Raw genomic sequence first — 21,666 nt, 5'->3', positions numbered from 1 at the left:
CGGCGGCCCGTCGGCCGGCTCAGCCCCCTCCGCCGCCTTGCGCCGCGGTGATCTCGGCGTGGACGTCCGGGGCATGGGTCTCCAGGTGATGCAGCACGCTGGTCATCTGGGTGCCGACGTTGACGAACGCGGTCGTCCGCCCCTGGAACATCACGTCCTCCACCCGCCGGGTCCCCCGGTGCAGGGCCACCACCCGCCAGTCGTCGGTGAGGACCGGGGAGCCGGAGGAGCCGCCGCGGGTGTCGGTGAAATAGCGGACGTCGTTCTCGTCCGCCTCGTAGACCAGGTTGTTGCGCAACGCCACCCGCTTGGGCTGGCCGCCGGGGTGCTGGATGATGTTGACCGCCACGTAGTCGCCGTCGGCGACCCTCAGCGGCCGCCGGGCCAGCTTCAGCACCGGACGGTCGGGCGGCGCGGACAGCCGCAGCACCGCGTAGTCCAACTCCTCGTCGGCAGCGGCGAGTTCGGTGACCTCGGCCTCCTCCACGCCGGTGTCGTCGGGGTCGCCGGAGTCGTTGTCGTAACCGAACCGGGCGCGGGTGTGCCGGGCCTGCAGTCGCAGGTCCTCGGGGGCCGCCAGGGGCCGTTCGGCGCCGGTCCCGGTGCGGGCGTTGACCACGTGGTGGTTGGTCATCAGGAGGGTGGGGGCGATCAGCCAGCCGGTGCCGGCGTGCGGGAAGCCGTTCGGCTGGAGCGGGGCGCCGTCCTCGTACGGCGGCACCTTGAGCCGGGCGACCGCGGTGCCGGCCAGGTCGCCGCCGCGCAGGAAGCCGATGGGCACGGTGTCGTCGCGGTGGACGATCTGCTCCTTGAGCTCGGGGGCCGGGCGGTCGGCCAGGACGTCGGGTTCGCCGCCGGCGTGCCGGGCCACCTCGTCCAGGGCGCGCTGGAAGACCTTCAGCGGCTCGGCCTCGGTGGTCTGCGCCACCGCGTTGCGCAGCCAGATCTCCAGCGGGACCGAACCGTCCACCAGGCGTTCCACCTGGTTCATCTGGGCCAGGTCGGAGTGGAGTTGGCGCATCGGCGCGGCCAGCATCGGCAGGGTGCCGCGGTACTTGGGCATGATGCCGTCGAGCAGCAGCGGGCGCACGGTGGGGTCGGTCAGCCCGCTCTCCAGTGCGGCGTCCCGCAGGCGGAGGATCTCGTCCTGGGAGAGGTAGCAGGTCATCGGTGGTCAGGCCCGGCCGGGCCGCTCCCTTCGTCCGGCCGGTGGCGCCCGGCCCGTGGTGCCGCGACCTCCTGCGGCGTCGTCCGGCCGCGGGTGCCCACGCCCATCGCCGCGGCCACCCCGGACACCAGCTCGCCGCTGCGGTCGGGGACGGACAGCAGCCGGCGGGCGAGCGCGTCGAGGGTGCCGCGGTCGCGTGCCAGGCGCAGGATGCCCGCGATGCCGGTGGGGTGGGAGGCCGGTTCCGGGGCGGGGCGGGCGGGGGCCGCGGCGCCTGCCTCCGTGCCTGCGCCGGCCCCTGCCGCCGTCCCGGGGTCCGGCCGGGGCGGGGGCGGGCACGGAGGCGTCGGGGCCGGCGCGGGGTGCGCCGCCGGTCCGGCCCACGGGGGTGGCCCCGACGGCCCCGCGGCATCGTCCAGGATCTCCATCACCGACCCCAGCAGCGCCGGCTGCCGGCGGGTCGCCCGGCACATCGCGGCGCCCAGCGTGTCCAGCGTCCCGTCGTCCGTCGGCAGTCCCACGACGTCCAGGGCGTGGGTGAGCGCCCCGGGGTCCTGGCCGTAGATCTGCGAGGCGACCGCACGGACCAGCGCCGGCTGATCGGCCAGCACCCGGTCGGGCAACTCCCGCAACTGGGTGGCGAGTTGATGGCCGGCTTGGACACCGGAGCGGGCGGTGTCGCCGGTGCCGGCCGGCAGCCGGGCCCGCGCCAGCCGGGCGCCCATCGCTTCGAGGTCCTGCCCGAGGCCGACCGCGACGTCCTCCGCCACCCGCAACCGACGGTCCGCGTCCGCCAGATCGCCGGCCTCCTCGGCCAGCCGCGCGGCGAGCAGCAGCAGCTCCAGCCGCCGCTCGGCGCACCCCGCCCGCTCCGCCTGCCCGACGGCGTCCGCCACCGCCCGCCGGGCCTCGTCGCGCCGCCCGAGCCGGTTGAGGGCGTCCGCCATCAGGGAGTGCAGCGGGCTGCACGGCGTCCACGGCCGCCGCTGCCCCAGCCGGGCCAGCGCCGCGTCCGCGAACCCCTGCGCCAACAGGTCCTCCGCCTCGCGGGCCGCGATCCGCTCCCAGTCCTCCTGGTCGGCGCCCGCCGCCACCCGCTCGGGCGCCCCACCGCCGAGCCGGGCGGTCAGCAGCCCCGCGGCCCGCGCCGACATGTCCTGCTGCGCGCCCGCCAGGAACCGTTCCACGCCGGGCAGCCAGCGCTCCTCCACCGACCGCGGATCCTCGTCCAACCGCAGCCGGTGGTAGATCTCCTCGGCGCGCGCCTCCACCCCGTCCCGCGCCGCATAGTGCGCCACCGCCCGCCGCTCGACCTCGCGCATCACCTCGGTGCGGTCCCCGCCGGGCAGCCGCAGCATGATCGCGCGCACATCGCCGCGGTAGCGCACCGCCGCCGGCCCGGCCGGCTCGACCATGTCCAGCCGGCTCAGCTCGGCGAACAGCCGGTGCGCCGCCTCCTCGGTCGCCACCGGCAGTCCGCACGGCCCGGCCAGCACCTCCCGGATGATCTCGGGGGTGATCACCCGCAGCGCCAGCCCCGGATACGCCAGCCGCCGCACGTCCTCGTTGGCGATATGGCTCAGGATCCGGTCGTAGAGGATGCCCTGGACCAGCATCTGGTCGACCCGGTGGAAGACCTCCTGGTGGCGCTCGGGCAGGCTGCGGATCAGGTCGCCGGTCCGCTCGGACTCGCCGCCGGCGAGCGTGGCGGCCCGAGCGGCCAGCCGCAGGCTGAGCGGATGCCCGCCGACCCGCTCGGCCAACGCCGTCGCCACATCGGGGTCGTCGACCCCCAGGGAGCGCAGCAGGGCGATGGCGGCCGGCCGTTCCAGCTCCCGCAGCTCGATCTCGCCCAACGCCACGCTACGGGCCGGGTGGTCGACCGGCGCCCGCCCGGAGACGAGCATCCGGAACCGCGGATAGCCGCCCTGGAGCGAGGTGCAGATCGCCCACATCCGGCCCAGCACCGGGGAGCCGCGGTACTGCGCCGCCTCGAAGGAGTCGACGGCCAGGACGAACGGCGGATCGTGCTGACCGGACGCGGCCACCGCGCGGAGCAGGACGTCGGCCACCCGCCGCACCAGCCCGGTCTCCCGCTCGGTGGCCAGCAGCTGGAACTCCTGCGACGAACTGCGGCCCAGCACCCGGGTGGTGGCCAGCCGGTGCAGCTGGGCGCACCGCTCCTGCTCCTCGCGCTGGGTGGCGGCCGCCTGCTGGCACTCGTCCGCCAGCGCGTCCAGTTCGGCACGGAACGCCGGGTACTGCACGCCGAGTTGGCGCGCCGCCTCGGCGATCATGGTGACCGGCTCCTGGATGGAGAGGGTGGGCCGCTCGAAGTCGATGTACGCGAACGGGAACGGGAACGCGCCCGGCCCGCCGCCCGGGGGCCCGCCGGCCGGCCCGGCCACGTGCTCCAGCAGGAACTTGGCCAGCAGCGTGCTCTTGCCCATGCCGCCCGGTCCGTGGACGACCAGCGGCGGCACGAAGGCCGCACCGGAGTCCGCGCCGCGCGGCCGGTCGGCCGGTGCCGTCCCCGCGTCGGTCCCGGACACGTCGACATAGGCGCGCAGCCGGCGGAGCTCCTCGGAACGCCCCTGGAACGGCGACGCCACCAGCCGCCGGAGCGGTGCCAGCAGCCTGGCCCGCTCCAGTGCCGCCTGGAGCTCGGCGGGGTCGGGCAGGCCGCTGACGCCGGGGAGCCGGGAGAGCCAGAGCACCGCCTGGAGGGTGTCGGCCAGTTCGTCGGCGGACCAGCGGGCCGGGCGGTCGGCCGTCGGCGGCAGGTTGCCCTGGAGGTAGGCCAGGCAGAGGGCCTCCGGGCCGCCGGGTTCGGCGGGGAACTGCTCGCGGTTGGCCTCCAGGGCGCGCCGGGCCGCCTCCGGCCCGGCCATGCCGCGCAACGCGGCCTCCCTGACCTCGGGTTTCAGCGCCCACCTGGCGTGGTCCCGGACGCCCAGCGTGGTGCAGTCGTCGAGCAGCGCCAGCACCGCGCCGCCGGTCGGGCGGTCCTCACCGGGCAGCCGCAGCCGCCGCGGATCGAACGACGCGAGCAGGCAGGCCGCCTCCCGGTAGGCCCGGCGGGCGTCCGGGACGGCCTCAGGGGCCGGCTCCGCCGTCCGCAGTTCCCGCCGCAGCCGGGCGCCGAACTCCTCCCGCAGGCGGGAGTGGGCGAGGCGGCCGGGGTCAGAGGGAGCGGAAGACATGGATCGCCTTCTCCGTCGCCGTGCAGACCCTGCGCATATAGCTCTCGTCGTCGTCCCGGGCCCGCGCGGCGTGCAGCACCTCCGTCACCGCCTCCTCGACGAGTCCGGAGATCTCCGCGGGGTCGGCGTCGTCGAGGCGGGCGGGCGGCGCCTCGCGGAAGAGCTGGTCGAAGAAGCTGCGCAGGTCTCGGGGTTCGACGATCCGTGCGGTGTCCCAGCACAGGCTGCCCCGCAGGTCGTAGGGGAGTTGGCGCATCGCCCGGCCGTAGCCGAGGAGCACCAGGCGGGGTGCCTGGTCGCCGCGGATGGCGGCGTGTTCGTAGATCGCCAGGGCCAACTGGCCGATGAAGTCCCAGACATCGGAGTGCGGATCGAGCTTGTCGCACTCGTCGAGGACCAGCCAGTAGCGCTCGTCGGCGGCGGTGGCCCGGCCGACCACCCAGTGCACCGCGTCGCCGAGCGACGGTAACGGATCGTTGAGCGCGGTGGGGTCGAACGGCTGCGCCCCGGTGCGCGCATCGGTGACGAACTCGGCCAACCGCGCGAGCACCTGCCGGGCGGTGGAGGTGCGCGACAGCGTGACCCGGGCCGGGCGGAACCCGTGGTGCTGCCCGACGTGGCGCAGGAAGTGGTACGTGTACGACCGTCCGCTGTCCGGTTCGCCGTCCACCAGCAGCACCGACTTCTCCGGGTCGGCGAGGAAGCGGCGCAGCGTCTCCCGCAGGTCCTCGCGGTCGATGAACGCCTCCGTACCGCCCTTCAGGACGCAGGTGCGGAAGGTGTCCTGAGTGGTGTGGACCCGGGCGTCCTCGCGCAGGCGGCCCAGGAACTCCCTGGCCCGCCGGATCTCCGGGCGGACCACCAACTCGTCGATCGCGGTGACCACCTCGACGAGCTCCACCTGCCGCTGGATGGTCCGGCGCGAGGCGTACACCAGCGACCGGGCGTTGTCCCCGCTGACGTGGGTGAGGGGGAGCGCGCCGATGAACTCCTCGGAGAACCCGTACTGGACGAGTCGGGTGTGCGGGTCGACGGTGTCGAGGAGATACCTCTCCAGCCACATCGTGACGAGTTCCCATTCCGTCTCGCTCAACGGCATGCCGCACCTATCCGGCCGGCCCGCGGGAGAGTACGCAGGGCCGCTCCCTGGCTCCCTGTCCTGCCTCCTGTTTGTCATGCTTACACCCGGTCTACCCCGGTGCAAGGCGTGGCACGGAGCCGGAAGTCCCCACTCAGGCAAGCTGGCCGAAGGTGCGGTCCACCGGCTCCCGGACCGCCGGCTGCGCCAGGTACTGGCTGATCCCGTGGTGGTTCTCGCTGCTGTTGGTGACCAGCGCATCGGTGATCAACTCCGACGGGGCGTACTCCGGCCGCAGGGTGTGCCCGAGCGCCACCAGGTCCCGCAGGTCCGACACGTTGCGCCAGGCCCGCACCCCGTCCGGCACCGCGGGCGGCCGCGCCAGCTGGTCCTGCACCTCGGTGATCGCCAACGGCGACCCCACCGTGACCAGCAGCTCCACGTCCCGCTCCTGCTCCCGCAGCACCTCGTAGGCGGCCACCGACCCCAGACTGTGCCCGACGACCACCAGCGGCCCGTCCGCCGTCGGCGGCAGCGCCTCCTCGACCACCTGCCGGATCGCCGGTCCCCGGCCACCGAAGAAGTACGCGTGGACATCCTTGAAAGTACGCCGGACCAGCTCCCGGAACGCCGCCGTCCGCAGCGGCCGGGGCAGCGGCAGCACCTCCAGCGGCAGCGCCCCGCCGTCCCCGGCCCCCGGGTCGGCACCGCCGGTCTCCGCCTCGCCCAGCGTCTCCGCGAGATACGTCATCTCCCGCAGCCAGCCGACCAGCGCGCCCTCGACCGCCACTTCGCCCGGGCCCTCGGGGGTTCGGCCCTCCAGCCCCGCGTCACCGGATTCCCGCCAGGCTTCCCCGACGGTCCGCGCCACGAAGTCCTCCGGTGCGTCGAACATCCCGGACGCCCCCGAGCCCACCGACTCCGCCTCGATCACCGGCCCGCCGTCCAGCGCGTCCAGGTGGAAGTCCGGCAGCGGGTGCTCGTACTGCACGGCGGCCCAGTACGCCATCCTGGACACGTCCGCCATATCCCTGCCGAAAAGCGCCTGGTCCCATTGCGACTTGAGCAGTCCCGAACGGACCTTGTTCCCGTTGCCGTGCACATAGACCACGGTGGGCCGCCTGCGGTGCATCTCCGCCTCCTGCCGCCGTTCCTCCGCCGCACCACCTTCCCGGTGGTGCGGGCGGCGCACCGGCACCCGTCCGTAAGCCACTCGAACAGCCGGGCGCCCGGCTGCGCGATCAGCCGTCCGGGCACCGGCCGGGCCCGGCCGGTGCCCGGCCGACTGAAGGCCCGCACCGGGCGGGGGATCACTCCGAGGGGTAGATGTCCCCGCTCCGCATGGCGCTCTCCTGCTCGCTCCGGCTCTGCAGCCGGCGGGACTTCTCCTGGAGCCGCTGCCGTTCCTTGGGATCGCTGGTGTGCTCCGCGGCCTCGGCCAGCTCCCGGGCCTTCTCCCGCATGTGCTGAAGGCGTTCGCGTGTCTCTTCGGATCCCATGACCGTTCCTTACTCGTCCCGTGCCGGTGCCCGGCGTGCCGTATCCCGGTGTTCCCGGTGCCGCGCCGTGGCCGGCGCCCGTCCGGGAAGCCGCTGCTACCAGCCAAACAGGGCCCGGGGCCGTCGGCACCTCGAAGCGTCACGCTGTGCCGTCACCCCGGTCACGGAGGCCGGAGCGGGCCGGATCCGCCCCTGAGAGGGGCCGACGACGGAAGCGCATAATGGTGGCCAGATAGGGAACCGGCCCGCCCGGAGGTGGATCCCGATGGCCCCTCTGCTCCTCGTCCTGCTCCTCGTGCTGCTTTTCGCGGGTGCCGCTGTCGCCATGAAACTGCTCTGGCTCGTCGTCCTCGCCCTGGTCGCCGTCGCGCTGATCGGCTTCCTCCGCCACCCGTCTGGCCCGCGCGGCACCCGGAGCCGCCGCCACCCCCGGTAGGCGCAGTCCGATGCCTGCCACCAAAGCCCGCAACATCACCGCGGCCATCGGCGGCGCCCCGTGCTGGGTGAGCCTGATGACGCACGATCCGAAGGTCGCGCAGGACTTCTACGGGAGGGTCCTCGGCTGGCAGTTCCGCCCCGGCACCGTGGGGGCCGGGTTCTCCATCGCACTGGCCGAGGGCCGGCCGGTCGCCGGGATCGGCGCGCTGACCCCCCAGTGGCACGTCCCCATTGCCTGGACCCCGTACTTCGCCGTGGAGAGTGTGAACGAGACCGCCGCCCGGATCCGCGAGCGCGGCGCCACGGTCGCCGTCGGCCCGCTCGAAGTGGGCAAGGGGCGCGCGGCGCTGGCCGCCGACCGGGACGGTGCGGTGTTCGGCCTCTGGGAGGGGCAGACGCTCTCCTGGGCCGTCGGACAGGGCGGCGCACCCATGTGCCTGGAGCTGCGCACCCGGGACGCCTTCGAGTCGGCGATCTTCTACGGCGAGGTCTTCGGCTGGGCCCCCGACCGGCCCGGCTGCGACATCACCTACGAGCACGACGAGGTGGTGGTGCGCGACGACCGCGGGCACACCGTGGCCGCGCTGCGCGGCGGCGCCGTCGAGGCCGCCCCGGACCCGCACGTCCGCCCCCGCTGGCACGTGTACTTCCCCGTGCGCGACATCGAGCAGGTCACCGCGGCCGCCGTGGCCGCGGGCGGATTCACGCTACCGGTGACCCCGCTGGTGGACGGCGGCGGCTGCGAGGCCGTGATCCGCGATCCCCAGGGCGGTCTCTTCACCGTCGCCACCGCGCGGGGCCCCCTCCAGGGCTGATTCCGCCCCGCCGACACGCCCGGTCGTTCCCCGGCCCCGCGGCGTGTCTCCACCGGATGGCCCGCCTGCGTTGGCGCCCGCGGCCAAGAGGGACGTTGGCTGAACCACAGCAGGCACAACCAGCACGTACAACGCCCGATGAGCGCCGGCACCTCCGGTGCGGACGCTCCCACCTAGTTCAGTGGAGTAGCTACATGTCACCTGAACCAGCTCCTCGTGGGGGCCAAGCCGATCCGTCCCTGACGGAACACGGCGAACACACTCCGCCCACCAGCCAGGAGAACGTCTCGTTCCGCACCCTCGTGTGGACGGCGGCCACCACGCGCCCCGTAGAGGAAGTCGCCGCTCTCGTGGAACTGCTCAAGCGCAGTGGCGACGACCCCAACCCCGGGGACGAAGCGCTGCGGGTGGCGGCGATGACCCGCCCGGTGAGCGAGGTCGGGCCGCTGCTCGCCCTGCTAGGCCAGGCCCCGCACACCGCGGAGGCGAGCTACGAGGCGCTGCGTGCCGCGGCCGTCGGCAGATCCGTCGACGAGGTCGCCCAGCTGATCAAGCTGTTCGACCGGGCCCACGAAGGCCGCGTCCCGACCGTGGAACCGTCGGACGGCGGCGACTTCCCCGACGGCCACGCCGACACCGCGAACCTGGCCACCACGGCCCTGCCCTCGCTCAGCGACCCCTACGCCGACCCCTACCCCGACCCCTACGGCTACCCGGGGCCCGACCACGGCTACGCCACCCACGGGCCGGCCGCCGCTGCCGGCGACCCGGCGATGCGGGACGCCACCCACTGGGACGCCCCGCCGCGGCCCCAGCGCGCCCCCTGGCCGGGCGCCAACGCGCCGCAGGAGGGCGGCTGGCACACGGCCGGGTCGCCCGCACAGCCGGCGTACGCGGTCGGCGGTGTCCTGCGGTCCGTACTGCGCTGGCCCGCCGCGGCGACGCTCGCCCTGTGCGGGCTGAGCCACCTGCCGGTGGGGGCCGCGGAGACCCCCGGTGGCGCGTCGGACGTCCTGTCGATGGCCATCGCCGTGGTCTACCTGGTGCTGGCCGGCTGCCTGGCGATGCGCGACACGGCCGCCGTCTGGACGGCGAGCGCCGCGGCCGCGGTCACCGTGATCGTCCTGCACGCGCTGTCCCGGGCCGGTGTCCTGGTCCAGCTGCGCAGCAGCCTCGGCACCGCCTCGATGTGGCCGGAGCTGCTGGCGGTCGGGCTCGCGATCATGAGCGCCGGCCTGGCCGGTGCCGCGCTGCTGCTGCGGCCGCGCCGGGTGAGCCCCGCGACGGCCGGTGCGTGAGCGCGCGGATGCGGCGGCCGTCCCTCGGGGGCGGCCGCCGCATCGCGTACCCGCCCCCGGTGGCCCACCGGGGGCGCCCGGCTGTCCGGCCCGGTTCCCGACCGTGTCCGCTCGCGCTGCCCGCTGCGGGCGAGCGTGGCGGGCCCTGCCCACCTCGCCGAGCACCGCCGAACTCGCCCGGGTCACCATGCCGGAGTTCGCGCCGCCGCGGGAGCAACCGGCCGTAGACCCACGGCCGTTCACCGGCGGCTACCGCTGCGAAGGACTCCTCATGACCGTCACCGACCGCCCCGAAGGCGAAGGCGCGCTCCGGCCGGCGTACGAAGGCGCCGACGGTCCGGCGGACACCTTCGAACCGCCCCGCTGGAATGCGGGCACCTTCGAACCGCTCCACCGGAAACTCGTCCCGGTCTCGGACACCCCGGTCAAGTCCGGGTAACCGGCCGGGAAGGACGGGGCCGGGCGGCAGTCGCCCGGCCCCTCGCACCCTCATGCCACGCTGTCGGCCAGCTCGCTGACACCCCGGATCCGCGCGCAGTGCGCACAGCAGAAGGAGCGGCCGCCCGCCTCCAACCCGTGCCCGAGGATCCGGCACTGGCAGTTCTCGCAGGTCGGCGCGAGCAGGTGCGCGGCGCACTCCACACAGTCGAAGGCATGTACCTCGCTGTCGATGTGCACTTCGAATCCCCGCGCGTAGTCGTTCCCGCAGACCTCGCAGACCGTCATGGTGATGCCTCCATTCCGCGGCTCCGTGGGAGGCGCCGGGCCCGCGGAGCCGCCCGCCGGCCCACCGGCGCGCCCCACACCCCTCCTCCATCGTCGCACCGGCCCCGCCGGCTCGCAGGGCACTCACTCCGACGACGAGTAGCGGCGCAGCACCCACGCGGGCAGCACGAACCAACACACCACGAACCACAGCACCAGGCCCGTCACCACCCATGGCGCGGCGGTCCCGTTCAGCGCCAGCCGCAGGATGAGCAGCAGTGCCGACGCCACCGTGCCCAGCAGCAGCACCACCCCGACCAGCGCCAACCGCGACGCCCACAGCACGGTCTGCGGTTTGAGCCGGTGCCCGGCCACCAGCCGGTGGAAGGTCACCGTCCCCACCAGCGCACCGGTCGTCGACGCCCCCAACAGCAGGGTGATCACGTAGATGGTGCGGTCCGCCGTGGTCAGCGTGGTGAACCGCTGGGTGAAGACGACGGTGAGCAGGAAGCCGAACAGGATCTGCACGCCGGTCTGAATGACCCGCACCTCCTGGAGGAGTTCGCTCCACCGGCGGTCGGCGCGCTGCTCCTCGGTCTCGTTGCGGCCGCGCGGCCAGATCAGCTCCGACTCGCTGCCGTCATCCCGCTGACCGTTCAGTTCAACTCCTCCGGGTCCCCGCGTCCGCGCCGCTCAGTCCGTCCGTGCCGCTCACTGCATCCGTGCCGCCGGGCTCGCCCGGAACGCCAGCTCGTCGTCCGCGACGTCCACCTGCACCCGGTCCCCGGACGACAGCGCCCCGTCGAGCAGCATCCGCGACAACCGGTTGTCGATCTCCCGCTGGATGGTCCGGCGCAGCGGCCGGGCCCCGTACTCGGGCTGGTGCCCGCGGCGGGTGATCCAGTCCACGGCGGCGGGGGAGAAGTCGACGGAGATGTCCTGGGCGTGCAACCGGTGGCGGGTGCCCTCCAGGAGCAGGCCGGTGATCCGGTGCAGCTGCTCGTCGGTCAGCTGGCGGAAGACGATGATCTCGTCGAGCCGGTTGAGGAACTCGGGCCGGAAGTGCCCGCGCAGGGCCGCCAGCGCCCGCTCCCGGGCGCCGTCGTCCACACCCGCCTCCGTCGGCCCGAAGCCGAGCACCCCGCGGCCGCCGCTCAGCGCCTCCGACCCGAGGTTGCTGGTCATCACGATCACGGTGTTCTTGAAGTCCACCGTGCGCCCCTGAGAGTCCGTCAGATGACCGTCGTCGAGCACCTGCAGCAGCATGTTGAAGACGTCCGGGTGCGCCTTCTCCACCTCGTCCAGCAGCAGCAGGGAGTACGGGTGGTGGCGGACCGCCTCGGTGAGCTGGCCCGCGTCCTCATGGCCGACGTATCCGGGCGGGGCGCCGATCAGCCGGCTCACCGTGTGCCGCTCCTGGTACTCGCTCATGTCCAGCCGCACCATCCGGTCCTCGCTGCCGAACAGCGCCTGGGCCAGCGCCCGCGCGAGCTCGGTCTTGCCCACCCCGGTCGGGCCGAGGAAGAGGAAGCTGCCGATCGGCCGGTTCGGATCGGCCAGACCGGCCCGCGACCGCAGCACCGCCTCCGACACCGCCGTCACCGCGTCCCGCTGCCCGATCACCCGCGTCTGCAGCCGTTCCTCCAGCCCCAGCAGCCGGTCCTTCTCCTCCTCCGTCAGACTGCTCACCGGCACCCCGGTCTGCCGCGACACGATCTCCGCGACGTCCTCGGCGGTGACCTCCACGATCCGCCCGTCGCCGCCCACCGGCCGCTCGCCCTGCGAATCCTGGACGGTCCTGATCTGCTCGGTGAGCGCGGTGATCCGGTCCCGCAGCTCGGTCGCCCGCTCGTACTGCTCCGAGGCGACCGCCTGGTCCTTGTCCCGGACCAACTGCTCCACCTCGCGCTCCAGATCGCGCACATTGGGCGTCTTGGTCGCCGACCGCAACCGGACCCGGGCACCCGCCTGGTCGAGCAGATCGATCGCCTTGTCCGGCAGGAACCGGTCGGTGATGTACCGGTCCGACAGCTCCACCGCCGCCCGCACGGCCTCGTGCGCATACCGCACCTGATGGTGCGCCTCGTAACGGTCCTGGAGCCCGCGCAGGATCTGCACCGTGTCGGGCACGGTCGGCTCGGGCACCAGGATCGGCTGGAAGCGCCGGGCCAGCGCGGCGTCCTTCTCGATGTACCGCCGGTACTCCTCCAGCGTGCTGGCCCCGATGACGTGCAACTCCCCGCGCGCCAGCGCCGGTTTGAGCATGTTGCTGGCCTCCAGCGCGCCGCCGTCCCCGGTGCCGCCGCCGGCCCCCACCACGGTGTGCAGCTCGTCGATGAAGACGATCAGCGCGTCGGAGTGCGCCCGGACCTCCTCGATGATGTTGTTCATCCGCTCCTCGAAGTCACCGCGGTAGCGGGTCCCGGCCACCACCGCGGTCAGGTCCAGCGCCACGATCCGCCGCCCGGCCAGCGTCTCGGGGACCTCCCCGTCCGCCAGCCGCTGCGCCAGCCCCTCCACGATCGCGGTCTTCCCCACGCCCGCGTCGCCGACCAGCACCGGATTGTTCTTCCCGCGCCGCGACAGCACCTCGATGGTCTGCTCGATCTGCTCCTCCCGCCCGATGACCGGATCGATCCGGCCGGCCCGGGCCAGGTCCGTCAGATCCCGGCTGTACTTGTCCAGCGTGGGCGTCTCGTGGTGCGGTACGGCACCGTGCTCGGCGCTCGCCCCCGACGGCTGGTGCGCGCCCGCCCCGCCGTGCCCGCCCGCGGCCGCCTGCGGATCGAAATGCGCCAGGTGCAGGATCCGCCCCGCCGCCGAATCCGGATTCGAGGCCAGCGCTTCGAGCACATGCTCCGGCCCGATGTACGACGCCCCCGTGCCCCGCGCCAGCTCGTGCGCCCCCAGCAGTGCCCGCTTGACCGCCGGGGTCACCGCGACGCTCTTCTGCAGCGGCCCCGTCCCGGCATTGCGGTCGATCTCGGCCGCCAGCGCATCCGGATCGGCCCCCGACTGCCGCATCAGGCTCCGGGTCGGCTCGGAGCTGAGCGCCGCCCGCAGCAGGTGCTCGGTGCCCAGCTCGGGGCTGCCGTGTTCGGCGGCGTACGCGGCGGCGGAGGTCACCAGGTCCCGGGCCGGTCCGCTCATCAGCCGCGCGATGTCGGCCTGCCGCGGCATCGAGGTGCCGCCCTCCTCGCCGGGCGACTGTGCCGAACGCCCGAAGAACCGCGCGAGAAAGTCGCCGAACGAGTCCGGGCCGTCACTCTCCGGGCCCGTGAATCCGTTGCTCATGTGCGTCCGTTCCGCTGTCACGACGGTGCCGCGACACGCTGCCTCGTCAGGTACGCAGTACTCATTCCCTGTGCCGTCGCCCGGTGCGTCGTCGCCGCGACGTGCGACTCCTCTGCTTCAGGATCAACGCCACCGGGACCGTTCGCACCTCCGGCGCGTCCCCGCCCACCCCCGACGGCCGCCCACGGCACCCGCCCGCACAAGCCACCCCGCCACGCCACCCCGCGCCGGACCTCCGACGGCTCCCCCGAACGGCGATCCCGGCCCCGACCGGCAAGGCTCGCCCGCGGCGTCACCCGAGCGCCGCACTGCCGCACACCGGGGCCCGCCGCCGGAGTCCACCACGGCGGCCGACCGGCGGGTAACCGTCGCAACGCCCGAGCCCCGCTCGCCTGCCCCGCGAGCGGCACGCGTCCGCCTGTTCGCCTCTTCGGGTTGCCGCGGACGGAAAGGCATTCAAGGGCCCGACCGGCCCGCTATCTTTGACAGCTTCACAATCCCGGAACGGGAGGAAGGTATGAGCACCGTGCCATGGACCATCGAGCGTATTCGTGAGGCGCTCGCCAGCCCGTCCCTCGCCCGGCGATTCGACGCGGAGCTGGATCGGGCGCCGGCGGACGAACTGCTGGAAGTCTTCACGAAGTGGCAGCGGATCGCGGGCGGCCTACGGGCGCAGGCGGTCACCGAGATCTGAAGGGCCGGGTGTCCGCGGAGGCCGAGCGCATCCGCGGACACGAGGGGCGCGCCGCCCGCCGACGTCTGTCGGGGACGCACGCCGGGCCCAACCACGGCGACGCACGCCCCCGACCTCACCCAGTGGTCTCCGGGACCAACCGGCTTCCAAGACCAACGCAACACCGCCGGAATGGTCACCGCACCGCCCGGCCGCACCCCCGGCACCGGGCCGGCCGGTCGATCGTCAGGCGCGGCAGCGCAGCATCCGCATAGTTGAGCAGCTGCACCGCCGTGGCCACGTCGAGGCGCCGCCCGAGGGGCCGGAGTTCGGCGACATCGCCCACCTCGTAGCGCACGCCCAGCGGTTCGCGCTCCTCGAACTCCCTTGCGGCGGCGACCATTTCACCGGCGATGTCGACTCCGAGCACCTCCGTGGCGCCGCGCCGCCTGAACTCCCTGCTGTAGAAGCCGGTGCCGGAGGCCAGGTCGAGGACCGACTTCCCGCGCACGTCCCCGACCATGGCCAGGAACCCGGGCACCTCGGCGTAATGCGCCAGCGGAAGGGACTTGAAGCCCTCGAACGCCTCACCGATCTCGTCATACTGCTGCACGCTCACCGTGCTGACCTCCCCTGTGTTTCACGACGTCCCCGGCCCCGGCACCCGCGCCCGGGGCACGCCGCGGCCTCTGGCGGGCAGTCTCTCCGGACCCCCGCGGACCGCCGTACTGGCAGAAGCCACAAAGTTGCGGACCTCGCCCCGGCCTGGTGTACGAGCGGGCACACCACCGGTCGGGCTCACGCCCCGGTCATTCAAGGAGTGCGAACGATGCCCTCTCCTGCCATGTCGCGCCGTCATGCACCATGAGGTCGACCGACGTGACTCGGGAGGTGAAGGGGAGGCTGCTCGGCAGGCCGGCCTCGATCTCCGCCAGAACCGCATCGTCCTGACCGTCGGCGACGGTCAGGTGGGGCACGACGTCGGTGAACCTGCCGCCGTAGGGCGGAGCTTCGGGCCACCGGTCGGCGACCACCTCGGTAAGCCGCCGCAACTGCGTGTCCGGCTCAGGAGCGAGATACAGCACTCCCGGGAAACGCCCGCAGCCCTCAAACCGAAGGTCGAAGGCGTGGTGCCTGCCGAGCAGGTCGGCGAGGGCGCCCCGGACACGCGCGTCTATCCGGCTCGCGTCGAGGAACGGGAAGAGCACCGTGACATGCGCCGGAACCCCTGCTCGGGCTGACGGATCGAACCGCTCACGCCATGCGCGGACGGCCGGCTCCGCCTCCGGGATCCTGACGATGAGCCCCGTCCGACCCGCCTGAAACCGACTCGTGCTGTCGTCTGCCATGACACGGCATGCTGCCAGTTCAGAGGTCGACGACAGCACCCGTCACGTCTCGATCGCCGCGTCGGCGGCCGCCCTCGGTGCTCTCCTCGCACCGGATTCTCGATGTGCCGGCCGATCACGCCCCGCCGGCCGGGCGCTCCTCGCCGATCTGCTCGCGCAGCCAGGCGTCGTCGAAGACCTTGCTCAGGTAGTTGCGGCCGGAGTCCGGGATCACCACGACGACCAGGTCGTCCGGACCGAGTCCGGCGGCGACCCGGAGTCCGGCGGCCACCGCGGTGCCGGCCGACGCGCCCACCAACAGCCCTTCCTCGCGGGCCAGTCGGCGGGCGGTCAGCAGCGAGTCGCGGTCGCTGATCCGCTCGAACCGGTCCACCACATCGGTGTGGAACGACTCCGGCCAGGAGTCGTCCACCGTCTCGGGATGGCGGAACAGGCCGATGCTCTCCACCGCGTAGGCGGTGCCGGGCCCGCCCGAGTAGACGGAGGCCTCCGGGTCGGCGCCGATCACGCGGACCCGGCCGCCGCTGACCTCCTTGAGGTAGCCGCCGGTGCCGCTGATGGTGCCGCCGGTGCCGACGCCCGCCACCAGGTGCGTGAGCCGGCCCTCGGTCTGCCGCCACAGCTCCGGGCCGGTACTGCCGTGGTGCGCACGGGGGTTGGCGGGATTGTTGTACTGGTCGGCCAGCCACGCGCCAGGAGTGGTCCGGGCGATCCGCGCCGCTGTCGCCCTGGGGTGGTCGGGGTGCTCGCGGGGCACGTCGCCGGGGCAGACCACGACCTCGGCCCCGTAGGCGCGCAGCACCGCCACCTTCTCGGCGCTGCTCTTCTCCGGCAGGGTGAACACGCAGCGGTAGCCGCGCTGCGCCGCCACCATGGCCAGGCCCACCCCGGTGTTGCCCGAGGTGGTCTCCACGATGGTGCCGCCCGGCCGCAGCAGCCCGGCGTCCTCGGCGGCCCGCACCATGGACAGCGCGATGCGGTCCTTGACGCTGCCGCCCGGGTTGACGTACTCCAACTTCGCGTAGATCGGCGCGGAGAGGCCCGCGGTGATCCGGTTGAGGCGTACCAGCGGGGTGTTGCCGACCACGTCGACAAGGGATTCGTAGACGTCCATCGCAGCAGTCTGCCGGAAAGGCCGTAGCCCGGGAGCGGGCTCCCGCCAGCGCGCCGCGAGCCGTGCCCACGCCGCCAACTCGCGGCGTGGGCACGGCTGCCCGCCGTCGACGGGGTGCGGTCCTGTCGGCGGGGCCGGGTCCGGCTCCGCCGGCACCGCGGAAGGCATGTCGGCGGCACGCGTCTTCGTGCCCTCAGCCGTTCCGCTCCCGGTGGGCCATGGCGTACAGCACGGCGGCGGCGACCGGGACGGCGGCGAGGAGCCACAATGAAAACCCCTGTGGCGAAAACCGTCCAGCGATATCGGCAGAGAGGTTCGCCGCCGCGAGAAGTGGTTGGTCGGCGACCGGGATGAGCGAGGGGAATCGGCGAAAGAAATCACAACAGTGCAGCTTGAGCAAATATCTGATGGGTCGTCAGCTAGATCAATCTGACGACCCATCAGGGTATGTCGCGGCGCGCCGTGGGTGGTGGCCTCAGTCGGTGAGCCGGGTGTGCTACTGCCCCACCCGGCCGTCGATGCATTCGCGCAGCAGATCGGCGTGTCCGCAGTGGCGGGCGTACTCCTCGACCCGGTGCACCAGGAGCTCCCGGATCACGGTGTCCTCGCGACCCACCCGCGCGCCCAGATCCGGGTGCTCGGCCAACGCCGCATCGGTTGCCGCCTGTTCGCGGACGAGGTCGGCGAACGCGCCGTCCACGAGCGCCTGCTCCGCGGCGGCGCCCTCGAAGTCGCCGTCGCCCGCACCGTACAGCTTCGGTTCCGGATCTCCCGGCGCGATCCAGTTGCGCCAGTCCCGTTCCACCTCCGCGAGATGGCGGACCAGGCCCAGCAGGGACATGGTCGACGGCGGCACCGACCGGCGCGCCAGTTGCTCCGGGTTCAACCCCTCGCACTTCATCCGCAGGGTCAGTCGATAGTTGGTCAGGTAGTCCTGCAGCGTCGCCAACTCGCCTTCCACGACGGCTTCGGCACTGTCGCGGGGGTCGTCGTCGGGGTCCGCCCACATGTCGGGGTAGACGCTGGCCTGGGTCCACCGCTCGGGTATGTCGCTCATCATGCGCATGATTCTGAGCGGCGGTCCGACAGGCAAGCGATTTTCCTGCGGGGCACGGCTGTCGGGGCGTGTCGCCGATGTCGTCGGCGGCGAGCGCGCCGCCGTGCGGGCGGTGCGCCGTGCGCCGACGCGCCGCATTAGCCGTCCGTTAGCGGAACGCCAACCCGGTCTTCGAAGCTGGGTGCTGCCCGGGAGCGACACGGGAGAACAGAGCAACGGGAGACCCGATGAACAACACCACCAACACCAACACCGACACCACCAACCGCCTCCGCGGCCGCGCCGGTCGCCGCGTCGCCGCAGCGCTCGTCGCCGCCGCGGCACTGGGCCTGGGAGTCACCGCCTGCGGGCCGGACTCCGGGGCCGCGGGCGCCGCCGGCTCCTCGCCCTCGGTCCAGCCCACGAACGGCTCCTCCTCGGGCAACTCCGGCGCGCAGGGCCAGAACGGCGGCCAGTCCGCCACGGCACCCTCCACCGGCAACGGCGCGGGTTCCGGGACCGGCGGCAGCACCGGCGGCGGGTCGGCCTCCGGCGGTAGCACCGGCAGTGGCTCGGCCTCCGGCGGTAGCACCGGCAGTGGCTCGGCCTCCGGCGGTAGCACCGGCAGTGGCTCGGCCTCCGGCGGGGGCGGCGTCGCCCACGCGGGCAACCACCGCACGCTCATCGGCAAGCTGCAGTACCTCGCGCCCGGCAAGCTGACCGTCAAGCCCCAGGGCGGCGGCATGGAGCAGGCATTCTTCATCGCCGACGACACGAAGATCCTCGGCGCGGCCGCGATCTGCTCCGTCGACGACGGGACCGTGACGGTCGGCAAGGACGGCTACGGCTCCTCGAAGTGCACCCTGGACCAGCTGGAGAAGGCCGCCAAGACCAGCAGCGTGACCGTCCGCGTCACCATGGACCGCAAGTCCGGTACGGCCAACACGGTCGAGGAGAAGTACCACCCGTAAGCCCTCGCGCCTTGGCGGCGCGCGCCCCGCGGCCTACCCGCGTGGCGGGCGCTCTCCGGCATACCGGGCGCGTGCCTGCTCCAGGGCGGCGTCGAAGTCGCGCTGGGTGTCGTCACACCAGTGCAGGAGGTCGGCGAGCACGTGCCGCAGGGTCTCGCCGGGACTGCGCTGCCAGCCGTCGCCCGAGAGCGTGTACGTCTCCAGCGCCGCGTTGGCGCGTCCCACCGCGGCATCGTGCCCGTCCGTCATCACCGTCATCGTCCCCTCCCGTGGAAGCTCGGTCCGCAAAAATATAGCGCGTTGTATATTTGCAATGCATTTCACTTTTTGGCGAGGGGCGCGAGCCACCGGGGCAGAGGCGGGCAGGAACGTATGGAGACACCCTCGGACGGGCTGCGCACGGTGACGGCCGTCCGGTACGTGACCCCGCTGCGGAGCGGCGGCTCCGTGCCGGGCGTCGTCGAGGCCGACGACCTGGGGACGTACGTCGTCAAGTTCACCGGCTCGGCACAGGGGCGCAAGGCACTCGTCGCCGAGATCATCGTGGGCGAGCTGGCACGTCATCTCGGGCTGCGGGTACCGGAGTTGGTGCTGGTGCACTTCGATCCGTCGGTCGCCGCCGGGGAACCGCACGAGGAGGTGCAGGACCTGCTGCACGCCAGCGCGGGACTCAACCTCGGCATGGACTACCTGCCGGGAGCCGCCGACTACGCGCCGGGTGTACCGGGTGCGTCGGACGTCGACCCGGTGGAGTCCGCCAGAATCCTCTGGCTGGACGCGTTCACGGCGAACGTGGACCGCACGGTGCACAGCTCGAATCTCATGACGTGGCCGACCTCCGGCCACCAGGAGCCCCGTCTGTGGCTCATCGACCACGGCGCGTCGCTGGTGTTCCACCACCGGTGGGAGAGCGCGCCGGACGCGGTCGGCAAGGCGTACGACTTCCGGTCGCACGCGCTCGGCTCGCCCGGCCTCGACCTGGCGGCGGCGGACGCCGAGCTGGCGCACCAGGTGACCCCGCAGCTGCTGCGCCGGGTCGTCGCCGCCGTACCGGACGCATGGCTGGCCGACGAGCCGGGGTTCGGCACCCCGGACGACGTCCGCGACGCCTACGTGACCCACCTCGCCTCCCGCGCACGGGAGTCCGCCCGGTGGCTCCCCAAGGACATGCCGTGAGCGAAGGTCTGCGGGAACGGAAGAAGCGGCAGACGCGGCAGCGCATCGCCGAGGCGGCCCTCGGGCTGTTCGTGGCGCGGGGTTTCGACAACGTCACCATCGCCGAGGTCGCGGCGGCGGCGGACGTCTCGATCAACACCCTCTACAACTACTTCGAGGCCAAGGAGGACCTCGTCCTGCCGCCGGACGAGGCGTCCCCGCAGCGGCTCGCCGACATCGTGCGCGCCCGCCGGCCCGGCGAGTCCGCCGCCCGGGCCGTGCTCGGCCGGCTGCGGGACGAACTGCGGCGCCGCGACCGGAAGGTGGGCCTGACCACGGGCTTCGGCCCCGTTTTCGAGATGATGCGGGCCGCCCCCACGCTCACCGCCCGCCTGGAGGACCTCGGCCGTCAGATGACCGACGCCCTCGCCGCGGTCCTGGCCGAGGAGACCGCCGCCGGGCCCGGCGACCAGGCACCGCGCGTGGTCGCCAGCCAGATCGGCTGGTTCCACTCGTTGGTCTACAGCGAGATCGGCCGGCGCATCGTGGCGGGCGAGAAGCCCGCCACGATCGCCGAGGCCCTACTGGAACTCCTCGACATCGTCGAGGACACCCTGGGCGAACGAACGCTCGGCTACGCCACCCGTGGAGGCTGACGCCGCCGGTACGTCACCGACGGCACGGACGGCCGCGGCCGAGCCTCCCTGGGTGGCCCGGCCGCGAAGGTTCGCGTTGCCGTCAGTGGCGGATGCCGGACGGCTTGGGCAGGGTGCAACCCGCGGCGTTCAGGTCGAGCTTGTTGCCGGTGCCGAAGCACTTGGGGATGGTGTAGGTCTCCTGCGCGTACCCGATCCCGTCGTGAACGGTGACGTTGCCGCTCCCGTCCACCTCGCACGGGTTGTTGACGGTGCAGCGCTCACCGTTCTCGTTGATGGTGTTGTTGATGGCGGTGACCTTGCCGGTGGCGTTGTCGACCACCGGCGACCCGGAGGTGCCGCCGATCACCTTGCACTCCGGGGTGTAGCGGACCGAGTCCTTCCAGGTCCAGTCACCCTCCTTGAGAGTGGGCGCAAACCCGTCGATGCCGCAGGTGTAGGTCTTCTTCCAGTAGCCGGAGACGACCGTGATCGCGGCACCCTTGGCGGGGTGGTCGGTGGATACCTCCAGCGGCTTGATGCCGTACTTCTGCTCGATCTGCGCGTACGTCGAGCCGGTCTCGTACAGCGTCACGTCCGTGTCGGTCATCGTCGAGTAGACGACCTTGGTGGCCCGGATCGAGCCCAGGTCGCCGGCGGACTTGTCCAGGACGGTGAAGCTGCGGCTGGAGGGCTGGTCGACTATCACCTGGCCCGCGGACGGCATCCCGGTCTCCAGGCAGTGCCCGTTGGTCATCACCAGCGCCGGGTCGTTCGGCTGCGAGGTGGGCATCTTGACGATCGAACCGGAGCAGTTGTCCAGCGCCACCGTGCCGGCGAAGTCGACGGCCTTGGTCTGCGGGGGCTTGGGCTTGTGGTGCGCGGCGGCACCGGCCGGGGCGGCGCCCGCCGGGGTGGCGGTCATTAGGGCGGCGGCTCCCAGTGCGGCGGTGGCCAGGGTGCCGACGAGAGGTCGATACATGTGGGGGTCCTCTCAGCTCTGTGTCCGGAAGTCGCGCGGCGTCAGTTCCCTTCCGCCGCTCCGGATTTGTCATGCGCATTCTGTGCTGGAGTGCGCCCCACGGCAATGAACTTCGGAGAACGATGAGAAATCGATGCGAAGATCGCGACACGGCCGCACCGTGCCGCCCCGCCCGCAGGCCCCCGGCGGCTTCCCGGCGACCGCCCAGAGCGATGGCGCGACGGTGCGCTCAACTAGGCCGTTTCTGATGGCT

Annotated in this window: 22 protein-coding genes and 1 pseudogene; 8 read left to right on the top strand and 15 right to left on the bottom strand. The window is 73.0% G+C overall.

Annotation, left to right across the window (positions count from 1 at the left end):
* Positions 1-19: 19 nt before the first annotated feature.
* From CG747_RS11640 to CG747_RS11620, 5 genes are all read right to left on the bottom strand, one after another.
* On the bottom strand, positions 20-1,168 hold the full coding sequence (locus CG747_RS11640; protein ID WP_100601623.1) for a trypsin-like peptidase domain-containing protein: 1,149 nt from the start codon (positions 1,166-1,168) through the stop codon (positions 20-22).
* Entirely contained in the window at positions 1,165-4,371 is a 3,207-nt protein-coding gene (locus CG747_RS11635) for an AAA family ATPase (RefSeq protein WP_100601622.1), read from the bottom strand. The genes CG747_RS11640 and CG747_RS11635 overlap by 4 nt, the downstream gene beginning before the upstream one ends.
* On the bottom strand, positions 4,352-5,464 hold the full coding sequence (locus CG747_RS11630; protein ID WP_146022065.1) for a hypothetical protein: 1,113 nt from the start codon (positions 5,462-5,464) through the stop codon (positions 4,352-4,354). Before CG747_RS11630 ends, CG747_RS11635 begins: the two co-directional genes overlap by 20 nt.
* A 139-nt stretch (positions 5,465-5,603) precedes the next feature.
* A complete protein-coding gene (locus tag CG747_RS11625) occupies positions 5,604-6,581 on the bottom strand; it encodes a hypothetical protein (RefSeq protein ID WP_146022064.1) in 978 nt (325 codons plus the stop codon).
* A gap of 178 nt (positions 6,582-6,759) precedes the next feature.
* Positions 6,760-6,948 carry a DUF6381 family protein gene (locus CG747_RS11620; RefSeq protein WP_100601619.1) on the bottom strand — a complete coding sequence of 63 codons (189 nt, stop codon included), beginning with the start codon at positions 6,946-6,948 and terminating at the stop codon, positions 6,760-6,762.
* A gap of 265 nt (positions 6,949-7,213) precedes the next feature.
* Between CG747_RS11620 and CG747_RS11615 the strand changes: the two genes are divergently transcribed.
* From CG747_RS11615 to CG747_RS11600, 4 genes are all read left to right on the top strand, one after another.
* Positions 7,214-7,384 carry a hydrophobic protein gene (locus tag CG747_RS11615; protein WP_100601618.1) on the top strand — a complete coding sequence of 57 codons (171 nt, stop codon included), beginning with the start codon at positions 7,214-7,216 and terminating at the stop codon, positions 7,382-7,384.
* A gap of 10 nt (positions 7,385-7,394) precedes the next feature.
* Positions 7,395-8,201, top strand: a complete 807-nt coding sequence (locus tag CG747_RS11610) for a VOC family protein (RefSeq protein ID WP_100601617.1) — start codon at positions 7,395-7,397, stop codon at positions 8,199-8,201.
* Positions 8,202-8,395: 194 nt separating this feature from the next.
* On the top strand, positions 8,396-9,499 hold the full coding sequence (locus CG747_RS11605; protein ID WP_257980343.1) for a hypothetical protein: 1,104 nt from the start codon (positions 8,396-8,398) through the stop codon (positions 9,497-9,499).
* Between the two features lie 103 nt (positions 9,500-9,602).
* On the top strand, positions 9,603-9,938 hold the full coding sequence (locus tag CG747_RS11600) for a hypothetical protein (RefSeq protein WP_257980342.1): 336 nt from the start codon (positions 9,603-9,605) through the stop codon (positions 9,936-9,938).
* 50 nt (positions 9,939-9,988) lie between these two features.
* Here the strand turns inward: CG747_RS11600 and CG747_RS11595 are convergent, their stop codons facing one another.
* From CG747_RS11595 to CG747_RS11585, 3 genes are all read right to left on the bottom strand, one after another.
* Positions 9,989-10,225: a hypothetical protein gene (locus CG747_RS11595; RefSeq protein WP_100601615.1), complete on the bottom strand. Its 237-nt coding sequence runs from the start codon at positions 10,223-10,225 to the stop codon at positions 9,989-9,991.
* A 123-nt stretch (positions 10,226-10,348) separates the two neighbouring features.
* A complete protein-coding gene (locus tag CG747_RS11590; protein WP_100601614.1) occupies positions 10,349-10,864 on the bottom strand; it encodes a DUF6328 family protein in 516 nt (171 codons plus the stop codon).
* Between the two features lie 51 nt (positions 10,865-10,915).
* Positions 10,916-13,498 carry an ATP-dependent Clp protease ATP-binding subunit gene (locus CG747_RS11585; protein WP_100601613.1) on the bottom strand — a complete coding sequence of 861 codons (2,583 nt, stop codon included), beginning with the start codon at positions 13,496-13,498 and terminating at the stop codon, positions 10,916-10,918.
* Positions 13,499-14,015: 517 nt separating this feature from the next.
* Between CG747_RS11585 and CG747_RS47905 the strand changes: the two genes are divergently transcribed.
* Positions 14,016-14,192, top strand: a complete 177-nt coding sequence (locus CG747_RS47905) for a hypothetical protein (RefSeq protein ID WP_180985491.1) — start codon at positions 14,016-14,018, stop codon at positions 14,190-14,192.
* 175 nt (positions 14,193-14,367) lie between these two features.
* Here the strand turns inward: CG747_RS47905 and CG747_RS11580 are convergent, their stop codons facing one another.
* From CG747_RS11580 to CG747_RS11565, 5 genes are all read right to left on the bottom strand, one after another.
* On the bottom strand, positions 14,368-14,790 hold the full coding sequence (locus tag CG747_RS11580) for a class I SAM-dependent methyltransferase (RefSeq protein ID WP_374701762.1): 423 nt from the start codon (positions 14,788-14,790) through the stop codon (positions 14,368-14,370).
* A gap of 190 nt (positions 14,791-14,980) precedes the next feature.
* Complete coding sequence (locus tag CG747_RS11575) at positions 14,981-15,520, bottom strand: 2'-5' RNA ligase family protein (protein ID WP_100601612.1); 540 nt, start codon at positions 15,518-15,520, stop codon at positions 14,981-14,983.
* A gap of 115 nt (positions 15,521-15,635) precedes the next feature.
* A complete protein-coding gene (locus tag CG747_RS11570) occupies positions 15,636-16,634 on the bottom strand; it encodes a PLP-dependent cysteine synthase family protein (RefSeq protein WP_100601611.1) in 999 nt (332 codons plus the stop codon).
* Between the two features lie 193 nt (positions 16,635-16,827).
* On the bottom strand, positions 16,828-17,034 hold the full coding sequence (locus CG747_RS47135; RefSeq protein ID WP_146022063.1) for a hypothetical protein: 207 nt from the start codon (positions 17,032-17,034) through the stop codon (positions 16,828-16,830).
* A 96-nt stretch (positions 17,035-17,130) separates the two neighbouring features.
* On the bottom strand, positions 17,131-17,691 hold the full coding sequence (locus CG747_RS11565) for a DinB family protein (RefSeq protein ID WP_100601881.1): 561 nt from the start codon (positions 17,689-17,691) through the stop codon (positions 17,131-17,133).
* A 227-nt stretch (positions 17,692-17,918) separates the two neighbouring features.
* On the opposite strand from CG747_RS11565, the gene CG747_RS11560 reads away from it, so the two are divergent.
* Positions 17,919-18,641: a hypothetical protein gene (locus tag CG747_RS11560; protein WP_100601610.1), complete on the top strand. Its 723-nt coding sequence runs from the start codon at positions 17,919-17,921 to the stop codon at positions 18,639-18,641.
* Between the two features lie 33 nt (positions 18,642-18,674).
* Here CG747_RS11560 and CG747_RS11555 read toward each other — a convergent pair whose 3' ends face one another.
* A complete protein-coding gene (locus CG747_RS11555) occupies positions 18,675-18,899 on the bottom strand; it encodes a hypothetical protein (RefSeq protein ID WP_100601609.1) in 225 nt (74 codons plus the stop codon).
* 114 nt (positions 18,900-19,013) lie between these two features.
* Between CG747_RS11555 and CG747_RS11550 the strand changes: the two are divergent.
* Both CG747_RS11550 and CG747_RS11545 read left to right on the top strand, forming a co-directional pair.
* Positions 19,014-19,878 (top strand): annotated as a pseudogene (locus CG747_RS11550) (HipA family kinase); the annotation flags it as partial.
* Positions 19,826-20,452 carry a TetR/AcrR family transcriptional regulator gene (locus tag CG747_RS11545; protein ID WP_374701767.1) on the top strand — a complete coding sequence of 209 codons (627 nt, stop codon included), beginning with the start codon at positions 19,826-19,828 and terminating at the stop codon, positions 20,450-20,452. The pseudogene CG747_RS11550 and the gene CG747_RS11545, both read left to right, overlap by 53 nt.
* An 82-nt stretch (positions 20,453-20,534) precedes the next feature.
* Here the strand turns inward: CG747_RS11545 and CG747_RS11540 are convergent, their stop codons facing one another.
* Positions 20,535-21,413 carry a trypsin-like peptidase domain-containing protein gene (locus CG747_RS11540; RefSeq protein ID WP_100601606.1) on the bottom strand — a complete coding sequence of 293 codons (879 nt, stop codon included), beginning with the start codon at positions 21,411-21,413 and terminating at the stop codon, positions 20,535-20,537.
* Between the last annotated feature and the right edge of the window lie 253 nt (positions 21,414-21,666).

The organism is Streptomyces sp. CB02959, from assembly GCF_002803155.1.
Taxonomy (GTDB): Bacteria; Actinomycetota; Actinomycetes; order Streptomycetales; family Streptomycetaceae; genus Streptomyces.
The sequence above is the reverse complement of the archived record's forward strand: the minus strand, read 5'-3'. Positions and strand labels throughout refer to the sequence as shown.